Annotated in this window: 14 protein-coding genes and 1 pseudogene; 3 read left to right on the forward strand and 12 right to left on the reverse strand. The window is 72.5% G+C overall.

Going from position 1 to position 20,956, the window contains the following annotated elements:
* Both I6A81_RS16840 and I6A81_RS16845 read left to right on the forward strand, forming a co-directional pair.
* Nucleotides 1–804 (forward strand): annotated as a pseudogene (locus tag I6A81_RS16840) (hypothetical protein); the annotation flags it as partial.
* 278 nt (nt 805–1,082) lie between these two features.
* Nucleotides 1,083–3,497, forward strand: coding sequence for a WD40 repeat domain-containing serine/threonine protein kinase (locus I6A81_RS16845; RefSeq protein ID WP_203007361.1), 2,415 nt, complete (start codon nt 1,083–1,085; stop codon nt 3,495–3,497).
* 123 nt (nt 3,498–3,620) lie between these two features.
* On the opposite strand, the gene I6A81_RS16850 is transcribed toward I6A81_RS16845, so the two are convergent.
* The 10 genes from I6A81_RS16850 to glnA form a co-directional block, all read right to left on the reverse strand.
* Nucleotides 3,621–6,920: a bifunctional [glutamine synthetase] adenylyltransferase/[glutamine synthetase]-adenylyl-L-tyrosine phosphorylase gene (locus I6A81_RS16850; RefSeq protein WP_203007362.1), complete on the reverse strand. Its 3,300-nt coding sequence runs from the start codon at nt 6,918–6,920 to the stop codon at nt 3,621–3,623.
* A gap of 48 nt (nt 6,921–6,968) precedes the next feature.
* Nucleotides 6,969–8,336, reverse strand: a complete 1,368-nt coding sequence (locus tag I6A81_RS16855; RefSeq protein WP_203007363.1) for a glutamine synthetase family protein — start codon at nt 8,334–8,336, stop codon at nt 6,969–6,971.
* Between the two features lie 557 nt (nt 8,337–8,893).
* Nucleotides 8,894–10,066 carry a PP2C family protein-serine/threonine phosphatase gene (locus I6A81_RS16860; RefSeq protein ID WP_307874714.1) on the reverse strand — a complete coding sequence of 391 codons (1,173 nt, stop codon included), beginning with the start codon at nt 10,064–10,066 and terminating at the stop codon, nt 8,894–8,896.
* Between the two features lie 35 nt (nt 10,067–10,101).
* Nucleotides 10,102–12,063: an ATP-binding response regulator gene (locus I6A81_RS16865; protein WP_203006050.1), complete on the reverse strand. Its 1,962-nt coding sequence runs from the start codon at nt 12,061–12,063 to the stop codon at nt 10,102–10,104.
* Complete coding sequence (locus tag I6A81_RS16870) at nt 12,054–13,157, reverse strand: ATP-binding protein (RefSeq protein ID WP_203006051.1); 1,104 nt, start codon at nt 13,155–13,157, stop codon at nt 12,054–12,056. Before I6A81_RS16870 ends, I6A81_RS16865 begins: the two co-directional genes overlap by 10 nt.
* Nucleotides 13,145–13,552, reverse strand: coding sequence for an ATP-binding protein (locus I6A81_RS16875; protein ID WP_203006052.1), 408 nt, complete (start codon nt 13,550–13,552; stop codon nt 13,145–13,147). Before I6A81_RS16875 ends, I6A81_RS16870 begins: the two co-directional genes overlap by 13 nt.
* 38 nt (nt 13,553–13,590) lie before the next feature.
* A complete protein-coding gene (locus I6A81_RS16880; protein WP_203006053.1) occupies nt 13,591–14,091 on the reverse strand; it encodes an STAS domain-containing protein in 501 nt (166 codons plus the stop codon).
* Nucleotides 14,091–14,939 carry an STAS domain-containing protein gene (locus I6A81_RS16885; RefSeq protein WP_203006054.1) on the reverse strand — a complete coding sequence of 283 codons (849 nt, stop codon included), beginning with the start codon at nt 14,937–14,939 and terminating at the stop codon, nt 14,091–14,093. The genes I6A81_RS16880 and I6A81_RS16885 overlap by 1 nt, the downstream gene beginning before the upstream one ends.
* A gap of 332 nt (nt 14,940–15,271) precedes the next feature.
* Entirely contained in the window at nt 15,272–16,330 is a 1,059-nt protein-coding gene (gene glnII / locus I6A81_RS16890; protein ID WP_203006055.1) for a glutamine synthetase GlnII, read from the reverse strand.
* 592 nt (nt 16,331–16,922) lie between these two features.
* On the reverse strand, nt 16,923–18,347 hold the full coding sequence (gene glnA, locus I6A81_RS16895; protein ID WP_203006056.1) for a type I glutamate--ammonia ligase: 1,425 nt from the start codon (nt 18,345–18,347) through the stop codon (nt 16,923–16,925).
* 308 nt (nt 18,348–18,655) lie between these two features.
* On the opposite strand from glnA, the gene I6A81_RS16900 reads away from it, so the two are divergent.
* Nucleotides 18,656–19,132 (forward strand): RDD family protein, encoded by a 477-nt coding sequence (locus tag I6A81_RS16900; protein ID WP_203006062.1) that lies wholly within the window; start codon nt 18,656–18,658, stop codon nt 19,130–19,132.
* A gap of 251 nt (nt 19,133–19,383) precedes the next feature.
* Here I6A81_RS16900 and I6A81_RS16905 read toward each other — a convergent pair whose 3' ends face one another.
* Together I6A81_RS16905 and I6A81_RS16910 are read right to left on the reverse strand one after the other, a co-directional pair.
* Nucleotides 19,384–20,163 carry a DUF4191 domain-containing protein gene (locus I6A81_RS16905; protein WP_203010230.1) on the reverse strand — a complete coding sequence of 260 codons (780 nt, stop codon included), beginning with the start codon at nt 20,161–20,163 and terminating at the stop codon, nt 19,384–19,386.
* Nucleotides 20,164–20,350: 187 nt separating this feature from the next.
* The gene (locus I6A81_RS16910) at nt 20,351–20,581 is read right to left on the reverse strand and encodes a hypothetical protein (RefSeq protein ID WP_203006057.1); all 231 of its coding nucleotides are present in this window, start codon (nt 20,579–20,581) and stop codon (nt 20,351–20,353) included.
* Between the last annotated feature and the right edge of the window lie 375 nt (nt 20,582–20,956).

Consider the following 20,956-nt stretch of genomic DNA (forward strand, 5'->3'; position numbering starts at 1 on the left):
ACCCCGCCTCCCCCCCGCCCCCCGCCCCCCGCCGGGCCGGCGGTCCCGACCTGGGCGCCGCCCGCCGCCGCGCCCAACCCGCCGCCCGCCGCCGGCTGGCCGGGCCAGCCGGCGGCCCCGTGGGCGTGGCAGCAGGCCCACGCCGGTCAGCCTCCCGCGGGCGTGCCGCGACCGAGGCGGTTCCCGACGGCCAGCTGGATGGTGGCGAACGTCTTCGGGCTCGGCCTCACATACGCGATCTGGGCGGTCGTGTTCACCGTCGTCATCGCGAAGGTCGAGCCGTTCACGGCCTCCTTCGACCTGCCGGTGCTCGCGACGCTGGTCGTTGGTGGGTCGGTCTTCGCGCTGCTGCGTGGCGGGGCGCTGAGGGGCTACTACGGCGGTTCCCGGCCTCCCCGATGGACCTCGTTGGTGGTCGGAGCGGCGCTGGCCGTCGCGTCCCTGCCGTTCCTGCACGTCCTGAGCGGGCTGGTCAAGGACTCGTTCGTGTTCTCCCTCGGCATCCTCGCCGCGGGCCTGGTCGGGGTGGGCGTGCAGGCGCCCGAGATCTGGAGCCGGACGCGTTCCCGCGGCCCGATCGTGGCGGGGGTATGCGGCTGGCTGGTGGCCTGGCCGGTCGCCGCGCTCGCGGCGTATGTCGCCCGCGACCAGCTGGAGGAGCAGGCGTTCAGCCTGAACGACATCTACCTGGCGAATCTCGTCTACTGGGGGCCGTCGGGGGTGGCCGCCGGCGTGGCCGCGGGACTCGTCGGCGGGACGATCGAGGCGGTCGCCCTGCGCCGCGCGCCGACGGTGACCGGATAGTGCCACGGCGGCCGGTGTGGAGCCGCCCGGGACCGCGTCGCTCATCGTGTCGCGCTGAGAACCCGGCGCGAACCGTCTGAAGAGCGCGACGCCGCGCGGCCTGCCCATGGGCAGGCCGCCGTTCGGCCGCGAGGGGAGCGGCCCGTCGACGACCGGTCGACTGAGGCGTCACGACGCGGCGGAAGACGGTCCGTTCTGTCGTGCCACGCACGCTATGCTGCCGCCGTGACGGGGGATTGGGGGTATGCGCCGCCGCGCGCTTCCCGGAACTGGTCGCCATGAAGATCGACCAGGAGTCGGTAGCGGCGGTTCTACCGCATATCGACGTGCGTGGAGTGCTCGGCTATGGCGGCTCCGGGCTGGTATTCGCGGGTGTGAACCGGAGGCTGGAACGGCCGGTCGCCATCAAGGTGTTGCCCGCGAGCGGATACACCGAGGCCAAGATGCTGGCCCGGATGACCCACGCACACATCGTCGAGATTTTCGAGCTGCACGAGGCCGCCGACTCCTGCCTGATCGTGATGGAGCAGCTCGATGGTGGCACCCTGTACGAGCGGCTGCGGACCGGCGTGAGCCAGCCGACGGCCTGCGCCGTCGGACTGGCCGTCGCGACCGCGCTCCATCACGCGCACGAGAAACGCGGCATCCTCCACCTGGACATCAAGCCGAGCAACATCCTGTTTGACGACAGCGATCTGGTGAAGGTCGCTGATTTCAGCATCGCCAAGCCGATCGAGGACTCGGTGGCCGTCGCCAGCCAAACGATCGGCACCCCGCCCTACATGGCCCCGGAACAGGTCGAACGTGGCACGCTCGGCCCGGCGACGGATATTTATGCGCTTGGTGTGGTGCTATACGAGGCGCTCGCCGGCCGGACTCCCTTCGGGGCGCCTCCGGTGGGCGAGGCGGTCAAGTTTTTCTATGACCGCCATCGTGGCCAAGCGCCCGCGCCCCTGAACAGCGTGCCAGGATCGGTTGCCAACGTCGTGCTACGGGCGCTCGCGTGGAATTCTGCTGACCGGTACCAGTCCGCGCGGGAGTTCGGTCTCGAGTTGGCGGCCGCCGGTATGAAGGCGTTCGGCAGGGGTTGGTCCACTGGCCCCGGCCTGCCGCCGTTGATGCTCGACAACGACGTGCGAGACAGCACCGAGGGCCGACTGCCGGTGCTCAAGCTCACTTCCGCCAGCGCGGCTGATCTTGCTTCCATGACGTCCGGCCAGCCGGCACCCAGCCCCGATCCCATGCCCGTCCTGGATCCAGACCAGACCGTGCCCTGGGCCGGCAGCCTCCAAGGGGTCGTGGTCAGCCCGGATCTCACGCTCGACCAGTCGACCGATGGCCCTGAACCAACACCCACCCGCGACCCGGACCAGACTCTGCCGCGGCCCGGTCCCCGCGAGGACGCCGCCGTGCCGGCCGCCACCCAGCCCGACGACCACGTGGTCGCGCAAGCGGCCACGCCGGGGAGTGCCGGCGACGACGAGAGCGTGAGTGACCCCTTCGGGCGGGGCCCGGCCGGCGGGACCGGCGGCGTTTACCAGTCAGCGTCGGCGAGGCCCCGTCGCCGCCATCCGCGCGACACCCTGCTCGCCACGGTCGGAGTGGCCGTCGTCGTCCTGCTGGGCGTCCTCTATCTCGTGCGCGGAAGCGATCAGTCCCCGGAACTCAGATCCCTTCAGCCAAAGAGAAGTCCGCCGGGGCCGGTGACGGGTGCCGACACCGAGTTCCTGACCGAACTGACAGGCCATACCAACTGGATCTCGACCGTGGCCTTCTCGCCAGACGGCCGGCTGCTCGCCTCCGCCGGCGACGACCGGGCGATCCGCCTGTGGGACGTCAGTGACCCGGCCAGGGCGACGCCACGGGAAAGGCGGCTCACCGGGCACACCGGCGGCGTGTACTCCGTGGCGTTCTCGCCGGGCGGCGAGGTGCTCGCCTCGGCCAGCGACGACGGATCAGTGCGGTTGTGGGACCTGGGTGACCCGGCGGATCCCACCCCGCTGGGCGAGCCGCTGACGGGGCATGCCGGCGCCGTGTACTCCGTGGCGTTCTCGCCGGACGGCAAGATCCTCGCCTCGGGTGGCGACGACGGAACGATCATTCTGTGGAATCTGGACGACCTGCCGCACCCCGTCGGACAGCCGCTCAGCCCGCCGGACGGCGGTGTGCACAAGGTGCGGTCCGTCGCCTTCTCGCCCGACGGAGACTTCCTGGCCTCGGGCAACGCCAACGGCACGGTGCGCCTCTGGGATGTGTCCGACCCGGACCAGCCGAGAACCGGCCATTCGCTTCCGGCGGGGACGATCGGGGACCTGGTCCGGTCCGTCGCGTTCTCCCCCGACGGTCGATACCTCGCGGCCGGCAGCTCCGACACGAACCTGTACCTGTGGGACGTGGGCGACCCGGCCGTGCCCACCGACCTCGGCGCGACACCCGTTCAGGGCGGCGACTGGGTCTACTCGGTCGCGTTCTCCCCCGACGGCGGTGTGCTCGCGGCGGGCGTGGGTGGCCGTGACCCGTCGATTCATCTGCTCGAGGTCACCGGGGCCCAGGGCCTTGGGTCGGATTTCGCGTTCCGCCGGCGTCACACGAACACCGTGACCTCGGTCGCGTTCTCTTTCGACGGCCAGTATCTCGCCACGGCGAGCGCCGATCGGACTATCGGACTGTGGCGCGTCACGGTGCGTTATTAGGCCGCCCGCGGTCAGGTCCGCGCGGCGGCGCGTCCGGGCAGGGATCCCGACCCGCGGGGTTGCCCCCGCGTCTCCAGGCGGTCCGCGAACGGAGCTGGGGTGCGTAGTGGGCTAGGGCACGCCCTAGGCCTGTTCGCGGGCGAAGATGGCGTCCACGACGCGGCGGGCGGCGGTGGCGGCCCGGCGGTGGTCGTCGGGGAGGGCCTCCACCTGGTCGGGCGGATAGCCGAGGACGCCGGCGACGCGGTCGAGGGCCGGGGTGGTGCGGGGGATCAGGTCGCCGGGGGTGCCGCGGGCGAGCATGACGGCGTTGCGGATCCGGGAGGCGGACAGCCAGGCGGCGTTGAGCGTCGCCGCCTCGGCGCCGTCGACGAGGCCGGCGGTGACCAGCTCGCGCAGCGCGGTGAGCGTGCCGGTCGTCCGTAGGGCCGGGATCTCACGGGCGTGGCGGAGCTGGAGGATCTGGACCGCCCATTCGACATCGGTAAGCCCGCCGGGGCCGAACTTGACGTGCAGGGACCGGTCTATCCGACGCGCGACCCGTTCGACCGCCATCCGGTCGCGCAGCCGCTCGATCTCGGCGATCGCGCCGGCCGGCAGCGTGGCCGGGTAGCGGACGTCGTCCGCGAGCTCGCGGAACCGGGCCGCGAGCTCGGCGTCGCCGGCGAGCGGGCGGGCGCGCAGCAGCGCCTGTGCCTCCCAGCCGAGCGCCCAGCGCCGGTAGTAGGCGGCGTAGCCGTCGAGGTCACGGGTGACCGGGCCGTTGCGGCCCTCCGGGCGCAGGCCCAGGTCGAGGCGCAGCGCCGGGTCGAGGCCGGGCTGTCCCAGCAGCCGGACCAGCTCCTCGACCACGGCGGCGGCGTACTCGCCGGCCGTGGCCGGGTCGGTGCCGGCGGCCGGCTCATGGACGAACATCACGTCGGCGTCGCTGCCGTACGACATCTCGCCGCCACCGAGTCGTCCCATCGCGATGACGGCGATCCGCGCGGGCTCGTCCGTCAGCTCGGCCCAGTCCGTCCCGGCGGCCTCGGGGCCGGTCGCCGCGAACCTGTCGGTCGCCCGGTGGCCGGCGGCGACCCGCCGGGTGACGGTGCGGCGGGCGACCAGCAGCGACGCCTCGATGGTCGCGGCGGCGGCCCCGGTCAGCGACTCGCCCACGGCGGTCACGTCGAGCAGGCCGAGCAGGTCCGCGCAGGCCACCCGGACCAGCTCGACCCGGCGGATCGCCCGCGCCCGGGCGGCCGCGTCGTCCGGATCGGCGTTGCGGCGGGCGACGGCGAGCAGGGTGCGGGCCAGCTCGTCCCGGCCGACCGGGCGCAGGTCGTCCTCCGTGCGCAGCAGCCGTACCGACTCCGGCGCGGCCCGCATCAGCGCCGCCACGTGGCCACTGGCCGCGAGCACCCGGGCCAGCCGGTCGGCGGCGCCGGCCGAGTCGCGCAGCATCCGCAGGTACCAGGGGGCTCGACCGAGCGCCTCGCTGACCTGGCGGTAGGCGAGCAGGCCGGCGTCCGGGTCGGCGGCATCGGCGAACGCGGGCAGCATCGTGGGCAACAGATGGCGCTGCATCACGGCCGTCCGGCTCACCCCGGCGGTGAGTGCCTCGATGTGCTTGAGCGAGCGATGTGGGTAGGCGAAGCCGAGCGCGGCGAGCCGGTCCGCGGCCTCGCCCTGGGTCAGCCGCACTTCCTCGGCCGACAGCCGCGCGACCGCCTCGAGCAGCGGCTGGTAGAAGAGCTTCTCGTGCAGCTGTCGCACCGACCTGGCCGTGCCGGCGTGCTCGGCGGTGAGCTCGTCGGCCCCCAGCAGCCCCAGCGACCGCCCCAGCCAGCGCAGCTCGTCCGGGTCGCGGGGAAGGACGTGGACGCGGCGCAGCCGGCGCAGCTGCAGCCGGTGCTCGACGGCGCGCAGGAACCGGTAGGCGTCGGCCAGGCTGGTCGCGTCGCGGCGGCCGACGTAGCCGCCCCTCGCGAGCCCGTCGATCGCCGTGAGGGTGGCGCGGGCGTGCAGCTTCGTGTCGGTCCTGCCGTGGACGAGCTGGAGGAGCTGGACGGCGAACTCGACGTCGCGCAGCCCGCCGGGCCCGAGCTTGATGTTGCGGTCGGCGTCGCGGCCGGGTACCGAGGCCTCGACCCGCCGGCGCATCGCCCGGATGTCCGCGACGAATCCCGGCCGGGAGGCCGCCGACCAGACCAGTGGCTCGACCATCGCGCAGAAGTCCGCGCCCAGCTCCAGATCACCCGCTATCGGACGCGCCTTGAGCAGCGCCTGGAACTCCCACGTCCGGGCCCAGCGCCGGTAGTAGGCCCGATGGCTGGCGAGCGTGCGGACCAGTGCCCCGTCGCGTCCCTCCGGCCTTAGGCCGACGTCCACCTGGAAGAGCGAGCCCTCAGGGGTAGTGGCCCCGCAGGCCCGCACGATTCCCTCGGCAAGCCGGGTCGCGGCCCGCAGCGCCCCCTCCTCGCCGCTCTGGCCGGCCTCGCCGGCCTCGGTCCCGGTGGCCTCCTCGTGGTGGGCGGCGGGCTCCGCGACGAAGACGACGTCGACGTCGCTGACGTAGTTGAGCTCGCGCCCGCCGCACTTGCCCATGCCGACGACGGCGAGCCGCACCGGCGGCGCGCTCGGCGCGAGGCCCGCGCGCGCGATCGCGAGCGCCGCGTCCAGCGCGGCGGCGGCGAGGTCGGCGAGCTCGGCGGTCGCGTCCTCGATGGTCACCGTGTCGGTCAGGTCGCGGGCGGCCAGCACGAGCAGGGCCCGCCGGTAGGCGACCCGCAGCGCGTCCAGCACTTCCGGGCCGTCGTCGCGGGCCCGCGGCCGCGGGTGCGCCGGGTCCGCGCCGACCGCGGCCAGGAGCCGGGCGCGGTGCGTCGCGCCGTCCGGCGCGGTGGCGATCACCTCGTCGTCGGCCAGGATCCGCCAGTCGGCCGGGTGCGCGGCGAGATGGTCGGCGAGCGCCAGGCTCGCGCCGAGCACGGCGGCCAGCCGACGCCGCGCGCCGGGCCGCTCGGCCAGCACCGTCCACAGCTGGCTCGACCCGCTGCCGCGCGCCGGGCCGGCCGGGCCCACGGACGCGTCCAGCGCGTCGACCAGGCGGTCGAGCCCGGCCAGCGCCCGGTCGGGGTCGGCGGCGCGCGCCAGCTCGGCGATCATGGGGTCGTCGGCCAGCGGCGCGCCAGGGGTTCCTCCCCGGTCGGCTCCGCCGATCGGGGAGGTCTGGGGCGGGTGGAGGTTCAGGCGCCGCAGGGTGGCGGCGACCCGGTCCACGTCGGTGAAGCCCAGCCGGGCCAGCTGCGCCGCCGCCGAACTGCCCCGTGGATGGCCCGCGCCGCCGGCGGCGGGCCCACGGGTCCCCGCGGGCGACCGAGCCGCCGGCGCCAGGTCGCCGACGGCGTGCTCCGCCCGCCAGCTGCCAGGCCGTCCCGTCATCACGTAAACAGTATGTTACAAAGTTTCCGTCACATTACGTGTGGTCGGCTACAGCAGCGGCAGGTAGCGGTTGATCTCGAACTGGGTGACCTGGCGGCGGTAGGCGGCCCACTCGGAACGCTTGTTGCGCAGGAAGAACTCGAACAGCTCGTCGCCGAGGGTCTCGCGGACCAGTGTCGAGGTCTCCATCACCGCGATCGCCTCGGACAGCGAGCCGGGAAGCGCGCGGATTCCGCGCTCGCGCCGCTGGGCGTCGGTCAGGGACCAGAGGTCGTCCCCGGAGGGCGGCGACAGCTCGTAGCCACCCTGGATGCCGCGCAGCCCGGCGGCCAGCATCAGCGAGAACGTGAGATACGGGTTGCAGGCGCTGTCCGGCAGCCGGAACTCCACCCGGGCGGTGTTCGCCTTGCCGCGCTTGTACAGCGGCACCCGCACCAGCGCGGAACGGATGCTGTGCCCCCAGCAGGCATAGGCCGGCGCCTCCAGGAGCTCGCCGCCCTCGCCGACCGCCGCGTCACCGATCAGCCGCTTGTAGGAGTTCACCCACTGGTTGGTGACCGCGGTGATCTCGGGCGCGTGCGCCAGCAGACCGGCGATGAACGCCTTGGCGACCTTGGAGAGCCGGTACTCGTCCGTCGGGTCGTAGAAGGCGTTGCGGTCGCCCTCGAACAGGCTCATGTGGGTGTGCATCGCCGAGCCGGCGTGCTCGGTGAACGGCTTGGGCATGAAGGTCGCGTAGATGCTCTGACGCAGCGCGACCTCCTTGACGGCCTGGCGCAGGGTCATGACGTTGTCGGCGATCGTGAGCGCGTCGGCGTAGCGCAGGTCTATCTCCTGCTGGCCGGGCGCCGCCTCGTGGTGGCTGAACTCGACCGAGATGCCGAGCCGTTCCAGCACGCCGATCACCTGCTGGCGGAAGTCGTGGCTGAGGTCGTTGGGCGTGACGTCGAAGTAGCCCGACTCGTCGACCGGAGCCGGCACCGGCTGCCCCCGCCGCGGCGTCTCCTTGAGCAGGAAGAACTCGATCTCGGGGTGCGTGTAGAAGGTGAACCCGGCGTCGGCGGCGGCGGCCAGCGCCCGGCGCAGCACCCAGCGCGAGTCGGCCACCGCCGGCAGCCCGTCCGGGGTGACGACGTCGCAGAACATCCGGGCCGTCAGCGCCTTCTCGTCGCGCCACGGCAGCACCTGGAAGGTCGACGGGTCGGGGCGGGCCAGCATGTCCGCCTCGTACAGCCGGGCGAATCCCTCGATCGCCGAGCCGTCGAAGCCGATGCCTTCGGTCAGCGCGCCTTCCACCTCGGCCGGGGCGATCTCCACGGACTTGAGGACGCCGAGCACGTCGGTGAACCAGAGCCGGACAAAGCGGATGTCCCGCTCCTCCAGCGTTCTGAGTACGAACTCCTGCTGTTTGTCCATGCCCCCTCCACGTTGAGGTGCGGACTCGACCTCAGGGTAAGTCGAACGGATCACGTCGCGTTCACCGACCGACCGCCGGGCGCGCACAAGGCCGCGTGCCCCGCGTCCATCAGCCCCCGACGTGACGGACGCCGCCGTCCGGCCACCGAGCCCGGGCCACGTGGCCCAGGCGCCTGGCGCCGGTACGGGCCAGACCAGCGCTTCCGGAATCTTCCCACTGCTGGTCGGCCCTATTCAGTGCCAGTGCACGGTATCCACCACCAGTACCCGGCCCTGGCTGGGCGGTACGGCGGACGGCGCGCGGTGCCGGTCTGTCGGGGATCTCGACATTAACGGGTGGACGGTCCAGATGTGCCACTCGTTGCGAGACCGCAACCAGCTTGGTAGCCCGTCGTTACCGACGGGCGTCCCGACGAGCTCACACGACTGGTCAACGGGGGGGCGGGGCCGACCGCCCTTGCCCCCGTCCGTGCCCCCGTCCGTGCCGTCACGACGACTGGCACGCGCCGTTCTGGCGCTACCCGCGCTCCCGCTCGACGACGACGAGCGCGACGTCGTCATCGCCGCCGCGGGCCGCGTCGATCAGCCCGTCGGCCAGCTCGTCGAGCGTGACGCCGGCCAGGCCGGGCGCGCCGTCGCCGGGGCCGGTCCCGCCGACGCGGGTGGCGCCGGCACTCTGGGCGGTGTCGACGCGGACGACGCCGTGCGTCGCGGCCACCCGGGCCGCGAGCTCGGTCATCGTCTCGTCGAGGGGGCGGGGCCGCCCCGCGCCGCGGCCGGCCGGGGGGCGGGCCCCCCGGCGCCACGAGCCCGTCCGTGTACAGCAGGAGCCGGGTGCCGGCCGGCAGATCCACGGTGTCCGCGGCCGGGGCCGGGGCCGGCACCCCCAGGAGCACGCCGGCACCCCCCTCCCAGAACCGGGCGCCCGCCGGGCCGACCAGCAACGGGGGCAGGTGGCCGGCGTTGACCACCGTCACGGTGGACCGGTCCGGCGGGAAGGTCAGCAGGCAGACGGTCGCCGTCGACTCGGGATGGGTGACCAGGATCAGCCGGTTGAGCCGCTCGATGGCCGCCGCCGGCGAGTGCCCGTCGAAGGCGTACGCCCGCAGCGAGTACCGCAGCTCCGCCATGATCACCGCGGCGGCGAGGGAGTGGCCCTGCACGTCGCCGATGACGACCATGGCGTCGCCGCCGGGCGTCTCGAAGGCGTCGTAGAAGTCCCCGCCGACCTCCGCGTGCTCGGCGGAGGCGTGGTAGCGCGCGGCGATGCGCAGGCCGGCGAGGTCCGGTGGCTCGGCCGGCAGCAGGCTGCGCTGCAGGGTGAGCGCGATCCGGTGCTCCTCGGCGAACCGGCGGGACTGGCGCACCAGCGCCCCGACGGTGGACAGGAACTCGCGCGGCTCGATCGGGTCGACCAGGTAGGCGTCCGCGCCCGTGTCCAGGCCGATGCTGCGGTCGGCGGCGTCGACGGCGATGGCCGAGACGTGCAGCACCGGCATCCCGGCCGACGCCCGCGCCTGCTTGATCCGGGCGCAGACCTCAAGGCCGCTCATGTCGGGGAGGTGGACGTCGAGCACGGCGAGGTCGGGTGTGCCGCCGGCGACGATGTCCAGCGCCTCCTGCCCGGACGCCGCCTCGGCCACCGCGTAGCCGGCGCGCCGCAGCCAGCTCGCCATGATGTAGCGCTTGCTGTCCGAGTCGTCGACGACGAGGACGGTCGCCTGGCTCACGGGCCTACCATCGGATGATCTCCCTACCGGCGCCTTCACGACCGACCGCGGTCGTGCACGCGGGCAAGCGCGGCGTCGAGCGCGCGCCCGCTCAGCGTCGACTTCGCCACGACGGCCACGGCGGGCCCGAGCGCGGCCCTGCCGCGGTCGCGTCGGCGGCCGTGCTCTCGCTCGACGACGTCGGAGGCGTAGTCGCTCCAGCTCACGATGACGACCGGGATGTCGCGCAGAGCCGGGTCGTCGCTCATCGCGGCGAGGACCGCGGCGCCGTCCATGTCCGGCAGCATGAGGTCGAGAAAAATCACATCGGGTGGATCGGCGCGTAGTGCCGCGATCGCCTGCCCGCCATCTCCGGCCTCGACGATCCGCTCCACCCGGTCCGCCAGCAGCGAGCGCATGGTCGCCCGGAACGCCGGGTCGTCGTCGACCACCAGCGCGCGGGCCACGTGGGCCGCCGGCGCTCCCGCCGCCGGGCCGGCGCCGGCCAGCGGGCCGGCGTGCTCGTCGAAGTCCGCGTCCTCACGGCCCAGACCGGTGTCCGCGGCGGGCCGGCGCGGCAGGGTGACGGTGAACGTCGACCCGCGGCCGGGCTCGCTGACCACCTCGAGCCGGCCGCCGAGCAGCATGATCACCCGTCGCGCGTAGGGGAGGCCGAGCCCGGTGCCGCGCACGCGGGCGTGCAGCGGCGTGCGCACCTGATAGAACTCCTCGAAGATCCGGTCCAGGTCGTCGGGCGCGATGCCGATCCCGGTGTCCCGGACGGAGAACACCACGGTGTCCTCCGCCGGGTGGCCAGGTCCTTCCGGGTGGCGGCCGTCCAACCGGTGATCGTCGCCCGACGCGTCGCCGTCGCCGGCGCCCCGGCGAGCGGTCAGCAGGACCTCGCCGCGCTCGGTGAACTTCAGCGCGTTGGACACCAGGTTGCGCAGCACCCGCGCGAGCAGGGTCTCATCGGTGGTGAGCAAGCCCACGTCGACGCGGGTGTCGACGGCGAAGGACACCTCCGGCCGGGTCGCGAGCGGGCGCAGCGACCCTTCCAGATACCGGAGCAGAGCCCCGACGTCGACCTGGTCGACGACCGCGTCGAGCCGGCCGGACTCCGCCTTCGCCAGGTCCAGCAGATCGTTGACCAGCGCGAGCAGGTCACCGGAGCTGGCCAGGATGAACTCCACCTGACGGCGCTGCTCGTCGCTCAGCGGCTCGCCCGCCGGGTCGAGCAGGAGCCGCGCGAGGCCGAGCACCGAGTTGACCGGCGACCTCAGCTCGTGGCTGACGCTGCGCAGGAACCGGGTCTTGGCCTCGTTGGCCCGGGTCAGGGCGATGCCACGCTCGTCCAGCTCCGCGTAGAGCGCCACCACCCCCCGGTTGGTCTCCTCCAGCTCGGTGGACAGCTGGTTGTAGAGCGCCAGCACTCCCCGGTTGGTCTCCTCCAGCTCGGCGTTCAGCCGCAGCAGCTCGTCCTGCTTGTCCCGCAGCTCCGTCAGCGCCGCGACGAGGTCGTTGTTCTGCACGCGCAGCTCGTCGGCCGGCGTGTTCGGCGCGATCGCGGCAAGTGAACGCCGCAGCTCGGCAAAGCGGTCGTCCTTGACGAACAGGCCCGGCGGGATGCGCTTGGCCAGCGTGACGACCCGGTCCGGCGCGGCGGTCCCGCCGTCATCCGCCCGGTGTTCCAGATCGACCTGGTATTCCAGATCGACCAGGCGGCCGGCCGCGACCAGCCCGCTGCCGGCCCGGGCGAGCGGTTGGTCGGCGGTCACGGTGGCCACGAGTGTCGCGGGCGCGCGCACCGCGAAGTCGATCCATGCTCCGCCGGCGACCAGCGCGTCCCGGCCCACCTCACTGATCGCGGTCGCGAACCGTACCTGGTCCTGGCCGTCCAGCCCCACGGCGGCGCCGATCTCCCGGGCGAGCTGGCGCGCGGCGAAGACGTCGGGCTCCTGGTCCACCCGCACCCGCAGCAGCGCCGCGACGGGGCCGCCGTCCCCGGTCAGACCCACGGCGCACCGGCGACCAGCACGGAGGCGTCGTCCCGGCGCAGCCCCGCGTCCCGCAGAACGCTCGCGGCCACGACGAGCGCGCCGCGGCTGACGATGCCCGGATGGTCGGCGAGGTCCCAGCGCGGGCTGATCCCGTCGCTGTGCAGCACGACCAGCGCGCCGGGCGGGAGCTCGTGACGGGTCTCGGCCAGGGAACGTGCCTGGTGGCCGGCTATGCCCGGCCGGCTGGTCAGGCCGACCCGGCGGGCGCCCCCGAGGATCACGCCGCTGATGTTGCCGAGACCGGCGAACCGCAGCGTACCGGCGGACGGCTCCAGGACGGCCACGGCGACGGCCGCGCCACGGGTGTGCGAGATCCCGGAGTGGACCCGACGCACCAGGTCCACCGGGTCGAGCGGCGGCCCGGCGGCCCGGAAGATCCGTACCGCGGCGTCGGCCGCCCGGGCCGCGAGCTCCCCGTGCCCCAGGCCGTCGCACGAGAGCAACGCGAGCCGGCCGTCGAGCGTTCGCACGGCGTAGGCGTCTCCGCAGACGGTCTCCCCGGTGATCGGCCGAGTCAGTCCGGCAACCCGGGGCGCCGCGCGCAGGTCCGGCGTGGCCTGGCCGCCGGCGTGGCGCGGCCCGAACGCCCCGGTCATCACGGTGCCCATGCCAGGGGTCGAGTAGATGTCGAAGCGGTCCGCGAGCCGCTCGATCATCCCCAGGCCGATGCCGAGCGTGCCAGCCGACGTCGTGCCGTCGCGCATCGCCGCGGGGACGTCGGCCAGGCCGGGCCCGCTGTCGATGGCGACGAACTCGATGGCGACGGACTCGATGGCCGCGGGCGGAGATGGCCGGTCGCCTGGCTCGTCGGCGGCCGGCCAGCGCAGCGTCCGCAGCAGCACGGAACCCTCGTCGGCGTGCCGGACCAGGTTCTCGGCCACCTCGGTCAGCGCGAGGCCGATCTCGGCGGCCCGGCTCGGTGGGAGCGCGAGGCGCTCGGCGAGCGCGACGGCGGCGCGCCGGACGGCGCCGGGCATCGACGAACCGTCGGCCCGGAACCAGGCGACGTCCTCGGCCCGCGGGTGGCGGGCGGCCGTGATCAGCGTGACCACTTCACGACTCGGACGGTGGTGCCCGCCCCGGGACTGCTCTCGATCGCGAAGTCGTCGACCAGCCGGCGGCTGCCGGACAGCCCGAGGCCGAGCCCGGAACCGCTCGTCCAGCCGTCGGTCAGGGCGAGATCGAGATCGGGGATGCCGGGGCCGCTGTCGACGAAGACCGCCCGCAGGCCGCGCCGCCGGCCGCTGTGGACGATGTCGACCGTCATCGAGCCGCCGCCACCGTAGACGAGGGTGTTGCGCGCCAGCTCGCTCGCCGCGGTCACCACCTTGGTCTGGTCCACCAGCGACATCTTGGCTGTCACCGCGAGGCCGCGCACGACCTGGCGCACCCGCACGACGTCCGCCTCGGTCGTGATCGGGTGCCGCTCGGTCTGCTCGACCGTCACCTCACCACCCGCCGGGCCTCCCGCCCAGCGCGCGGCGCTCACCCGGTCCAGGCCCCCTCGGCCGGCGCGGGACGACCGGTCGGCGCCCGGCCGCTGACAGCCTGGCCCGGGCTGGCGCCGGGATCGGCGGCCTCGGTGAGATCCGCGTCGAGGTCGTCGAAGGACTCGTCCTCCGGCAGGCGGACCCGCACCTCCGCGCCGAGCAGCGCCAGGCCATGCTCGAGGGTGAGCGCGGTGCGCACCCCTGGCATGTGCAGACCGAGCTCGACCAGCGTGATCGCGACGGCCGGGCGCATCCCGACCACGACGGTCTCGGCGTCGAGCAGCCGGGACAGCGAGGCGATGGTGGACAGCATCCGGCCGATGAAGCTGTCGACGATCTCCAGGGCGGAGATGTCGATCAGCACACCGCGGGCGCCGGTCTGCACGATCCGCTCGGACAGGTCATCCTGTAGCGCCAGCGCGAGCTGGTCCTGCAGGTCCACCTGGATCGAGACGAGCAACAGGTTGCCCATCTTCAGGATCGGGATGCGGTCCATCAGCGGCCCCCCGCCGTGTTCGTCCGGCGGAGCTGGAACCCGTCCCGGCGCAGCGCCAGCGCGAGCGCCTCGGCCAGCGTCGCCTTGGTGATGATGTCGCCGAACTCGATGCCGAGGCTGACCACGGTCTGCGCGATCTGCGGCCGGATGCCGGAGATGATGCAGTCGGCCCCCATGAGCTGGCCCGCCATCACCGTCTTGAGCAGGTGCTGCGCGACCTGGGTGTCGACGGCGGGCACCCCGGTGATGTCGATGATGGCGTGCCGGGAGCCCGTCTCGACCAGGGCCTCCAGCAGCTTCTCCATCACCACCTGGGTGCGGGCCGAGTCCAGCGTGCCCACCAGCGGCACGGCGAGCACGCCGTCCCACAGTTTGATGACCGGGGTGGACAGCTCGAGCAGCTGGTCGGACTGCTCCACGATCACCGCGTCGCGGGCCTGCGCATAGGTCTCGAAGGTGAACAGGCCGAGCTCGTCGATGAAGTCCGAGAACCGCGTGTATTCGTGATAAGCGGCATCGCGCTCCTCGAAGACCGGCGCCACGGCGCCTTTGAGTGCGAACACTGTGATCGCGGTCTCTCGCGGTGTGAACCCCTGCCGAGCTCGTGTGCCGGACAACTCGGCGAGCAGGGCGCGCAGCTCGCCGAACGACTCCGAGTCCAGGTCGGTCCCGCCCTCTCGCAGGCCTCCCAACAACGCGGTGTAGAGGTCGCCGAGCTCCCGGGCCAACTCCGCTTCGGAGAGACGGGAGCGCAGAACCTTACCGACCAGCCCGATCCACCGGGTGAGGACCCCGTCGCGCTCGGCGCTCAGCGGTCCGACCCAGTCATCCCCGTGGCCGACGTCCACGCATGTCCTCCCTACGTCGCGGGCGACTTCGAAGCCACATCCGCGCGGCGTGTCCGGGACCGAGTGTCCACGGAGCAGGTCTCCGGGATTCGCGAGTCAGCATGATCGCGTACCCATTGAGCCCTTCGGATTCTGCCAGTGGCCGGGCTGAGCGCATTACCACGGCCATGTCAGCCCACCCCTAGGGAGGTGCTGGCGCCGCCCGCCGCCGCGCGGGCGGCGCCCCGGCCCACGTCGTCGCGGCGCCGGGTGCTGCTGGTGCTGCCCGCCGGGGCGGGTCAGCGGGCTGGGCGACGCGCGGTCATGCCGGCCGCGCGCGGCGTAGCCCTCGGTCAGACGGTCGCGGGCACCTCGGCGGTGGCCTGCGACGGGACGAACAGGATCGGCTTGTCGCCGGCCAGCGCGCTGCAGGTGGTGTCGATCATCAGCGCGGCGACCACGTACGGGTCCATGTTCGCGTTCGGGCGGCGGTCCTCGAGCCAGCCCTTGCGGGCCTTCGAGACGGCCCACGGGATGCGGATCGACGCGCCGCGGTCCGAGTCGCCCCAGGAGAACTTGTTCCACGGAGCGGTCTCGTGCTTGCCGGTGAGGCGGTCCTGGATGCCGTACCCGTAGTTGGTGACGTGCTCCATGACCCGGGTGCCGAGTGCCTCGCAGCAGGTGACGATCGCGTCCCAGCTCTCCATCGTCTGCTTGGTGGAGAAGTTGGTGTGCGCGCCCGCGCCGTTCCAGTCGCCGGGCATCGGCTTGGCGGCGAAGGACACCGACGCGCCGAAGTCCTCGGCGATGCGGTGCAGCAGCCAGCGGGCGACCCAGATCTGGTCACCGATGGCCGGCGCCGGCAGCACGCCGATCTGGAACTCCCACTGGCCCATCATGACCTCGGCGTTGGTGCCCTCGATCGCGAGGCCGGCGTCGATGCACGCCTGGGTGTGCTTCTCGACGATGTCCCGGCCGGGCATCTTCTCGCCGCCGACGCCGCAGTAGTACGGGCCCTGCGGCTCCGGGAAGCCGGTGGCCGGCCAGCCGAGCGGGCGCCCGTTCTGGAAGAACGTGTACTCCTGCTCGATGCCGAAGTTCGGGGTGAAGTCGGCGTACTTCTCGGCCAGCTCGCGGGCCTTGGCCCGGGTGTTGGTCGGGTGCGGGGTGAAGTCGGTCAGCTCCACCTCGCAGAGCACCAGGATGTTGTCGCCACCGCGCAGCGGGTCCGGGCAGGTGAAGACCGGCCGCAGGACACAGTCCGAGTTGGAGCCGGGCGCCTGGTTGGTGCTGGAGCCGTCGAAGCCCCAGATCTCCGGCTCCTTGCCGTCCTTGATGATCCGGGTCTTGCTGCGCAGCAGCGGCTCCGGCTCGGTGCCGTCGATCCAGATGTACTCGGCCTGATAGCTCACTCAATACTCCCCGTGATCGGCAAGTTCGTGGGAAGCGACTGTGGGGGCGGCCGGGGGAGGGCCGACACACGCCGCGGCTGACGGGAGGGGTCCGACTGGAGCCTCTCGGTGGCGAGTTACCGATCCGTTCCTGCGATGTTAAATCTCGGTCTCAGCGCGCGCAGTTGACGGTTGCCCGGCCGGCGGGCCCGCCGGCGGCGCCAACACGGCCCTGAAAAGATCCTGAAACATCGTCCGTTTCGCCTTCTGGGGCGCGGTGCCCGCGTGGCGGAAATCCGGCCCGGCCGCTCCGGGGCGATGGCAAGGTATTCATCCGCCCGCTCCCGGCGCGCGTGGCCCCGACGGCGGGGCGGGCTCCTCGGGGGATCCGGGATGGTGGCCCCTTAGGTCGACAATGGCCATCGTGTTCGTTTCCGCGAAACGCGTCAGTCCGCTGACGGCCTCGCCGGGGTTGTTTCCGGGCGCGCGGCCGCGGCCCTTTTCTCCGGCGGACGACGGCTCCGGACGCGCCGAGCCCCGCCACCCGGGTGGGTGACGGGGCTCGGGAGCGCGGCGGCCGTGCCGGCCGGCGAAGCTCAGCTGCCGGCGAAGCTCAGATGTCGTAGTAAAGGTCGAACTCGAAGGGGTGCGGACGCAGCCGGATGGCGTCGACCTCGTGGACGCGCTTGTACTCGAGCCAGGTCTCGATGAGATCCGGGGTGAACACGTCGCCGGCGGTGAGGAACTCGTGGTCGGCCTCGAGGTGGTCCAGGACGGCCTCCAGCGAGCCAGGCACCTGGGGCACGGCGGCGAGCTCGTCCGGCGGGAGCTCGTAGAGGTCCTTGTCGATCGGGTCCGGCGGCTCGATCTTGTTCTTGATCCCGTCGAGGCCGGCGAGCAGCATCGCGGAGAACGCCAGGTACGGGTTGCAGCTGGGGTCCGGCACCCGGAACTCGACCCGCTTCGCCTTCGGCGAGTCGCCGGACAGCGGGATCCGGCAGCAGGCCGACCGGTTGCGGGCCGAGTAGACGAGGTTCACCGGCGCCTCGTAGCCGGGCACCAGCCGCCGGTAGGAGTTCGTCGTCGGGTTGGTGAACGCCAGCAGCGCCGGAGCGTGGTGCAGCAGTCCGCCGATGTAGTGCCGGGCGGTCTCGGACAGGCCGCCGTAGCCCTCGGCGCTGTAGAAGAGCGGGCCGCCGTCCTTCCAGAGGCTCTGGTGGCAGTGCATGCCGGAGCCGTTGTCCTGGAAGAGCGGCTTAGGCATGAACGTGACCGTGTGGCCGCGGGACCGGGCCACGTTCTTGATCACGTACTTGTAGAGCATCAGGTTGTCGGCCGTCTTCAGGAGCGTGTCGAACCGGAAGTCGATCTCGGCCTGGCCGGCGGTGCCGACCTCGTGGTGCTGCATCTCGACCGTGATGCCGACCTGGATCAGCATCTTGACCATGGCCGAGCGCAGGTCGGTGAAGTGGTCGGTCGGGGGCACGGGGAAGTAGCCGCCCTTGAACCGCGGCTTGTACCCGAGGTTGCCGCCCTCCTCCTTGCGCGCGCTGTTCCACGCGGCCTCCACCGAGTCGACCCGGTGCATGGAGCCGTACGGGCTGTACTCGTAGCGGATGTCGTCGAAGATGTAGAACTCCGCCTCCGGGCCGAAGAACGCGGTGTCCGCGATCCCCGAGCCACGCAGGTACGCCTCCGCCTTGCGCGCCACGTTCCGTGGGTCGCGCGAGTACTCCTCCTTGGTGATGGGGTCGTGGATGAAGAAGGTCATCGCGAGCGTGGAATGCTCACGGAACGGGTCCGCGAACGCGGTTCTGGGATCGGGCAGCAGAAGCATGTCCGACTCATGGATTGCCTGGAAACCCCGGATGGAGGATCCGTCGAACATGAGGCCGTCGGTGAAGACGGCCTCCGTGAAGACCTCCGTCGGAATCGTGAAGTGCTGCATGACCCCGGGAAGGTCGCAGAATCGGACGTCGATGAACTCGACGTTTTCGTCCCGGATGTAGCGGAGCACTTCGTCGGCGTTCTCGAACATTCACCCTCCACCCGCGTGACGTGCATCCTGGTGCGACAGGATACCCATGTCCGGACGCGCTGGGTAACCCCGCGGTGTGGCGTGGGCATGGCGGACATGTTTCGGCTGGGTTGCATCGGCCGACTTCGTCACATTGTGTGACTGTCGTATGACGCCTTCTTTCGGATGCGCGAGGCGCCTCGTGGAGGCGCATCGGCGCGGCGCCCGGGGTCCCTGCCGGATCGCGAAGCGATCAGGTAGGTCTGCTGGGAGGTTGGGCCGCGCGCCCGACAGACTGGCGCGCGGCGCCAGCCGCATAAGCTTGCGCCGTGCGACGTGAGCTCGGAGGTTGGCTGGAAGGCCCCGGTGTACGACCGGACGGGGACACTCGCCCCGCTGGGGAACGGCTGGGCCTGCCGGCCGCGGGCCAGGGATCGGTCGCCAGCTTCGGCGCCCGGGTCGGCGGCTTCCTGGTCGACTCGCTGGTGGCGAACCTGCTCGCCGGAGTGCCGATGCTGTTCGGCGTGGTCTACCACGGCACTGCCCGCGGCACGGTCGTGATCGGGATCTTCCTGCTGATGGAGATCGTGCTGATCAGTACCACCGGGCAGACCATCGGCCGGCGGCTGTTCGGCATCGGGGTGACGAAGGTGCCAGGCGGTGGCCTGCCGGCCTTCCCACGGGTCATCCTCCGGACCCTGGTGCTCTCCCTGTTCATCCCTGCCCTGCTGGTCGACCGTGACATGCGCGGCCTGCACGACCGTGCCGCTGGCACGGTCCTGATCCGGGCCGCCCGGCGCGCCTGAGCCGGCTCCGCCACGAGAACGACCCCGGAGCCACGAGAACGACCCCGGAGGGCCTCCTGCCTGGTGGCCACCGGGGTCGTCACGTGTGGGTGGTTCACGGTCCTGTCGTGCCGCCCGCCGAAGACCGGGCTGGCCACGCCGCCGACGAGGCTCGACCGCCGCCGGGAGCCAGCCCCGGGGAAGCCGCGGGCGAGGCTGGCGGAGGCCGCGGGCGTGCCCCCGACCGGTCGGGGGCAGCCGCTCCCGCCCGCTCAGCGCGGGCGGCCGCCGCGGGGGATGTTGCGCGGGATCGGACCCTTGGGGATCGGCATCGCCGGGCCGGAGACCGCCTTGAGCCGCTTGTCGAGCTGGTCGACCTCACGGCGCCGCAGCGTCCGGCGCATCCGCATGAGGTTGCTCTGCAGCTTGGGCAGCGGGATCTCGCCTTCGCCGTTGCCGACGACGATGTCGGTGACCGGGACGTCACCGGCGATCTTCCGGACCCGGCGCACCTCGGTGGCGAGCAGCTCGCGTGCGCCGCGGCCGCGGCCCTCGGCGATGATGATGATGCCGGCCCGGCCGACGACGCGGTGCACGACGTCCTGGTTCCTGTTCACCTGGACCGCCGGGGTCAGCCGCCAGTCGCCGCGCATCCGCTCGACGACCCCGGCCGCGGCGCCTGGCTTGCCTTCCATCTCGGCGTAGGCGGTGCGCTGCACCCGGCGGCTGAACAGGTTGACCGAGACGAGGAACCCGAGCAACACGCCGAGCGGGATCCACAGCCACAGCGGCCCGACGAAGAAACCCAGCACGAGGAACACGGCCAGCGGGATCACGAAGCCGAGCAGCATGATCGGCACGAGCTTCGGGTCGCGCTGGCGTGTGATCTTGAAGACGAGCCGGATCTGCGCCCATCGGCCGGCGGCGCCGCCACCCCCGCCGGCCTGCTTCCCGGGGGCCGTCCCGTTGCTCTTGGCCGTGTCCCGCGCGCCGCGCGCCGGGGACGTGGCCGCGCCGGCGGCGTCGCCCGCCGGCTTCTTCCTCAGTGCCATGCCTGCGAGCCTACGGCCTGGCGCCCACGGGTCCACGACGGCCGTCGCGAGAGGTCCCCGCGGGCTTCCGGAGCCCACGGGTGGCCATGGGCGGCGGCGGTACGGAAGTGCGTGAGGCTCGCCGCCCGCCAACGGCTCGCCGCCCGCCGGCGAGGAGTCGTCGGCGTCGCGGCGGGCCCGCGAAAGGTCAGCGGTGGGCGGCGACGGGGCGGGCGGGCGTCCTGGTGGCGGGGATCGCGGAAGGCAGGTGGCCCAGCGGGGCGACCGGGCCGGGCCCACCGTCGGTCCACCGGTAGCCGGAGGTGACATGCAGGTCGGTGGCCGCGCGCCAGGCGTTGCGACGAGCGGTGCGCTGTCCGCCGTGCGGCAGGATCAGCAAGGTCAGTTCTTCCAGGTTGGCGAGCAGCGAGCGGAACACAGCGGGTATGACCTCCCGAGGCGGTCTTCATTGTCCCGACGCGGTTGTCGTCCCACCGGTGCGAATGACTGGGTGAGCGCTGCTCACTCCTCGAGTGCCCGTGACGTCGAGTGCCGGTGACCTGGAGCTAGGTGACCTGGAGTTCGGGTGACCTTGAATGTCCATGACCTCGAGCTGCCCGTGACGCTGTGAGACGTCGTGACGCTGTGAGACGTGCCGTGACGCTACCGGTGAGCCTAACCGCGTGGCGGACCGGTCACCACTCCTGGCAGTGTCCGATCGTGTGTGTCCTCGCGCACAATCAAGGATCACTGGGGCTCAACTGGCGCACAATTCACCGTTCCGGATGAGTCCTAAGACTCCCGGACGACCCGC

This window comes from Frankia nepalensis (assembly GCF_016786325.1).
Taxonomy (GTDB): domain Bacteria; phylum Actinomycetota; class Actinomycetes; order Frankiales; family Frankiaceae; genus Pseudofrankia; species Pseudofrankia nepalensis.

Coding starts and splice junctions, on each gene's coding strand:
- I6A81_RS16850 (WP_203007362.1), bottom strand. CDS start 6,920: ATGACGGGACGGCCTGGCAGCTGGCGGGCGGAGCACGCCGTCGGCGAC.
- I6A81_RS16855 (WP_203007363.1), bottom strand. CDS start 8,336: ATGGACAAACAGCAGGAGTTCGTACTCAGAACGCTGGAGGAGCGGGAC.
- I6A81_RS16845 (WP_203007361.1), top strand. CDS start 1,083: ATGAAGATCGACCAGGAGTCGGTAGCGGCGGTTCTACCGCATATCGAC.
- I6A81_RS16880 (WP_203006053.1), bottom strand. CDS start 14,091: ATGGACCGCATCCCGATCCTGAAGATGGGCAACCTGTTGCTCGTCTCG.
- glnA (WP_203006056.1), bottom strand. CDS start 18,347: ATGTTCGAGAACGCCGACGAAGTGCTCCGCTACATCCGGGACGAAAAC.
- I6A81_RS16905 (WP_203010230.1), bottom strand. CDS start 20,163: ATGGCACTGAGGAAGAAGCCGGCGGGCGACGCCGCCGGCGCGGCCACG.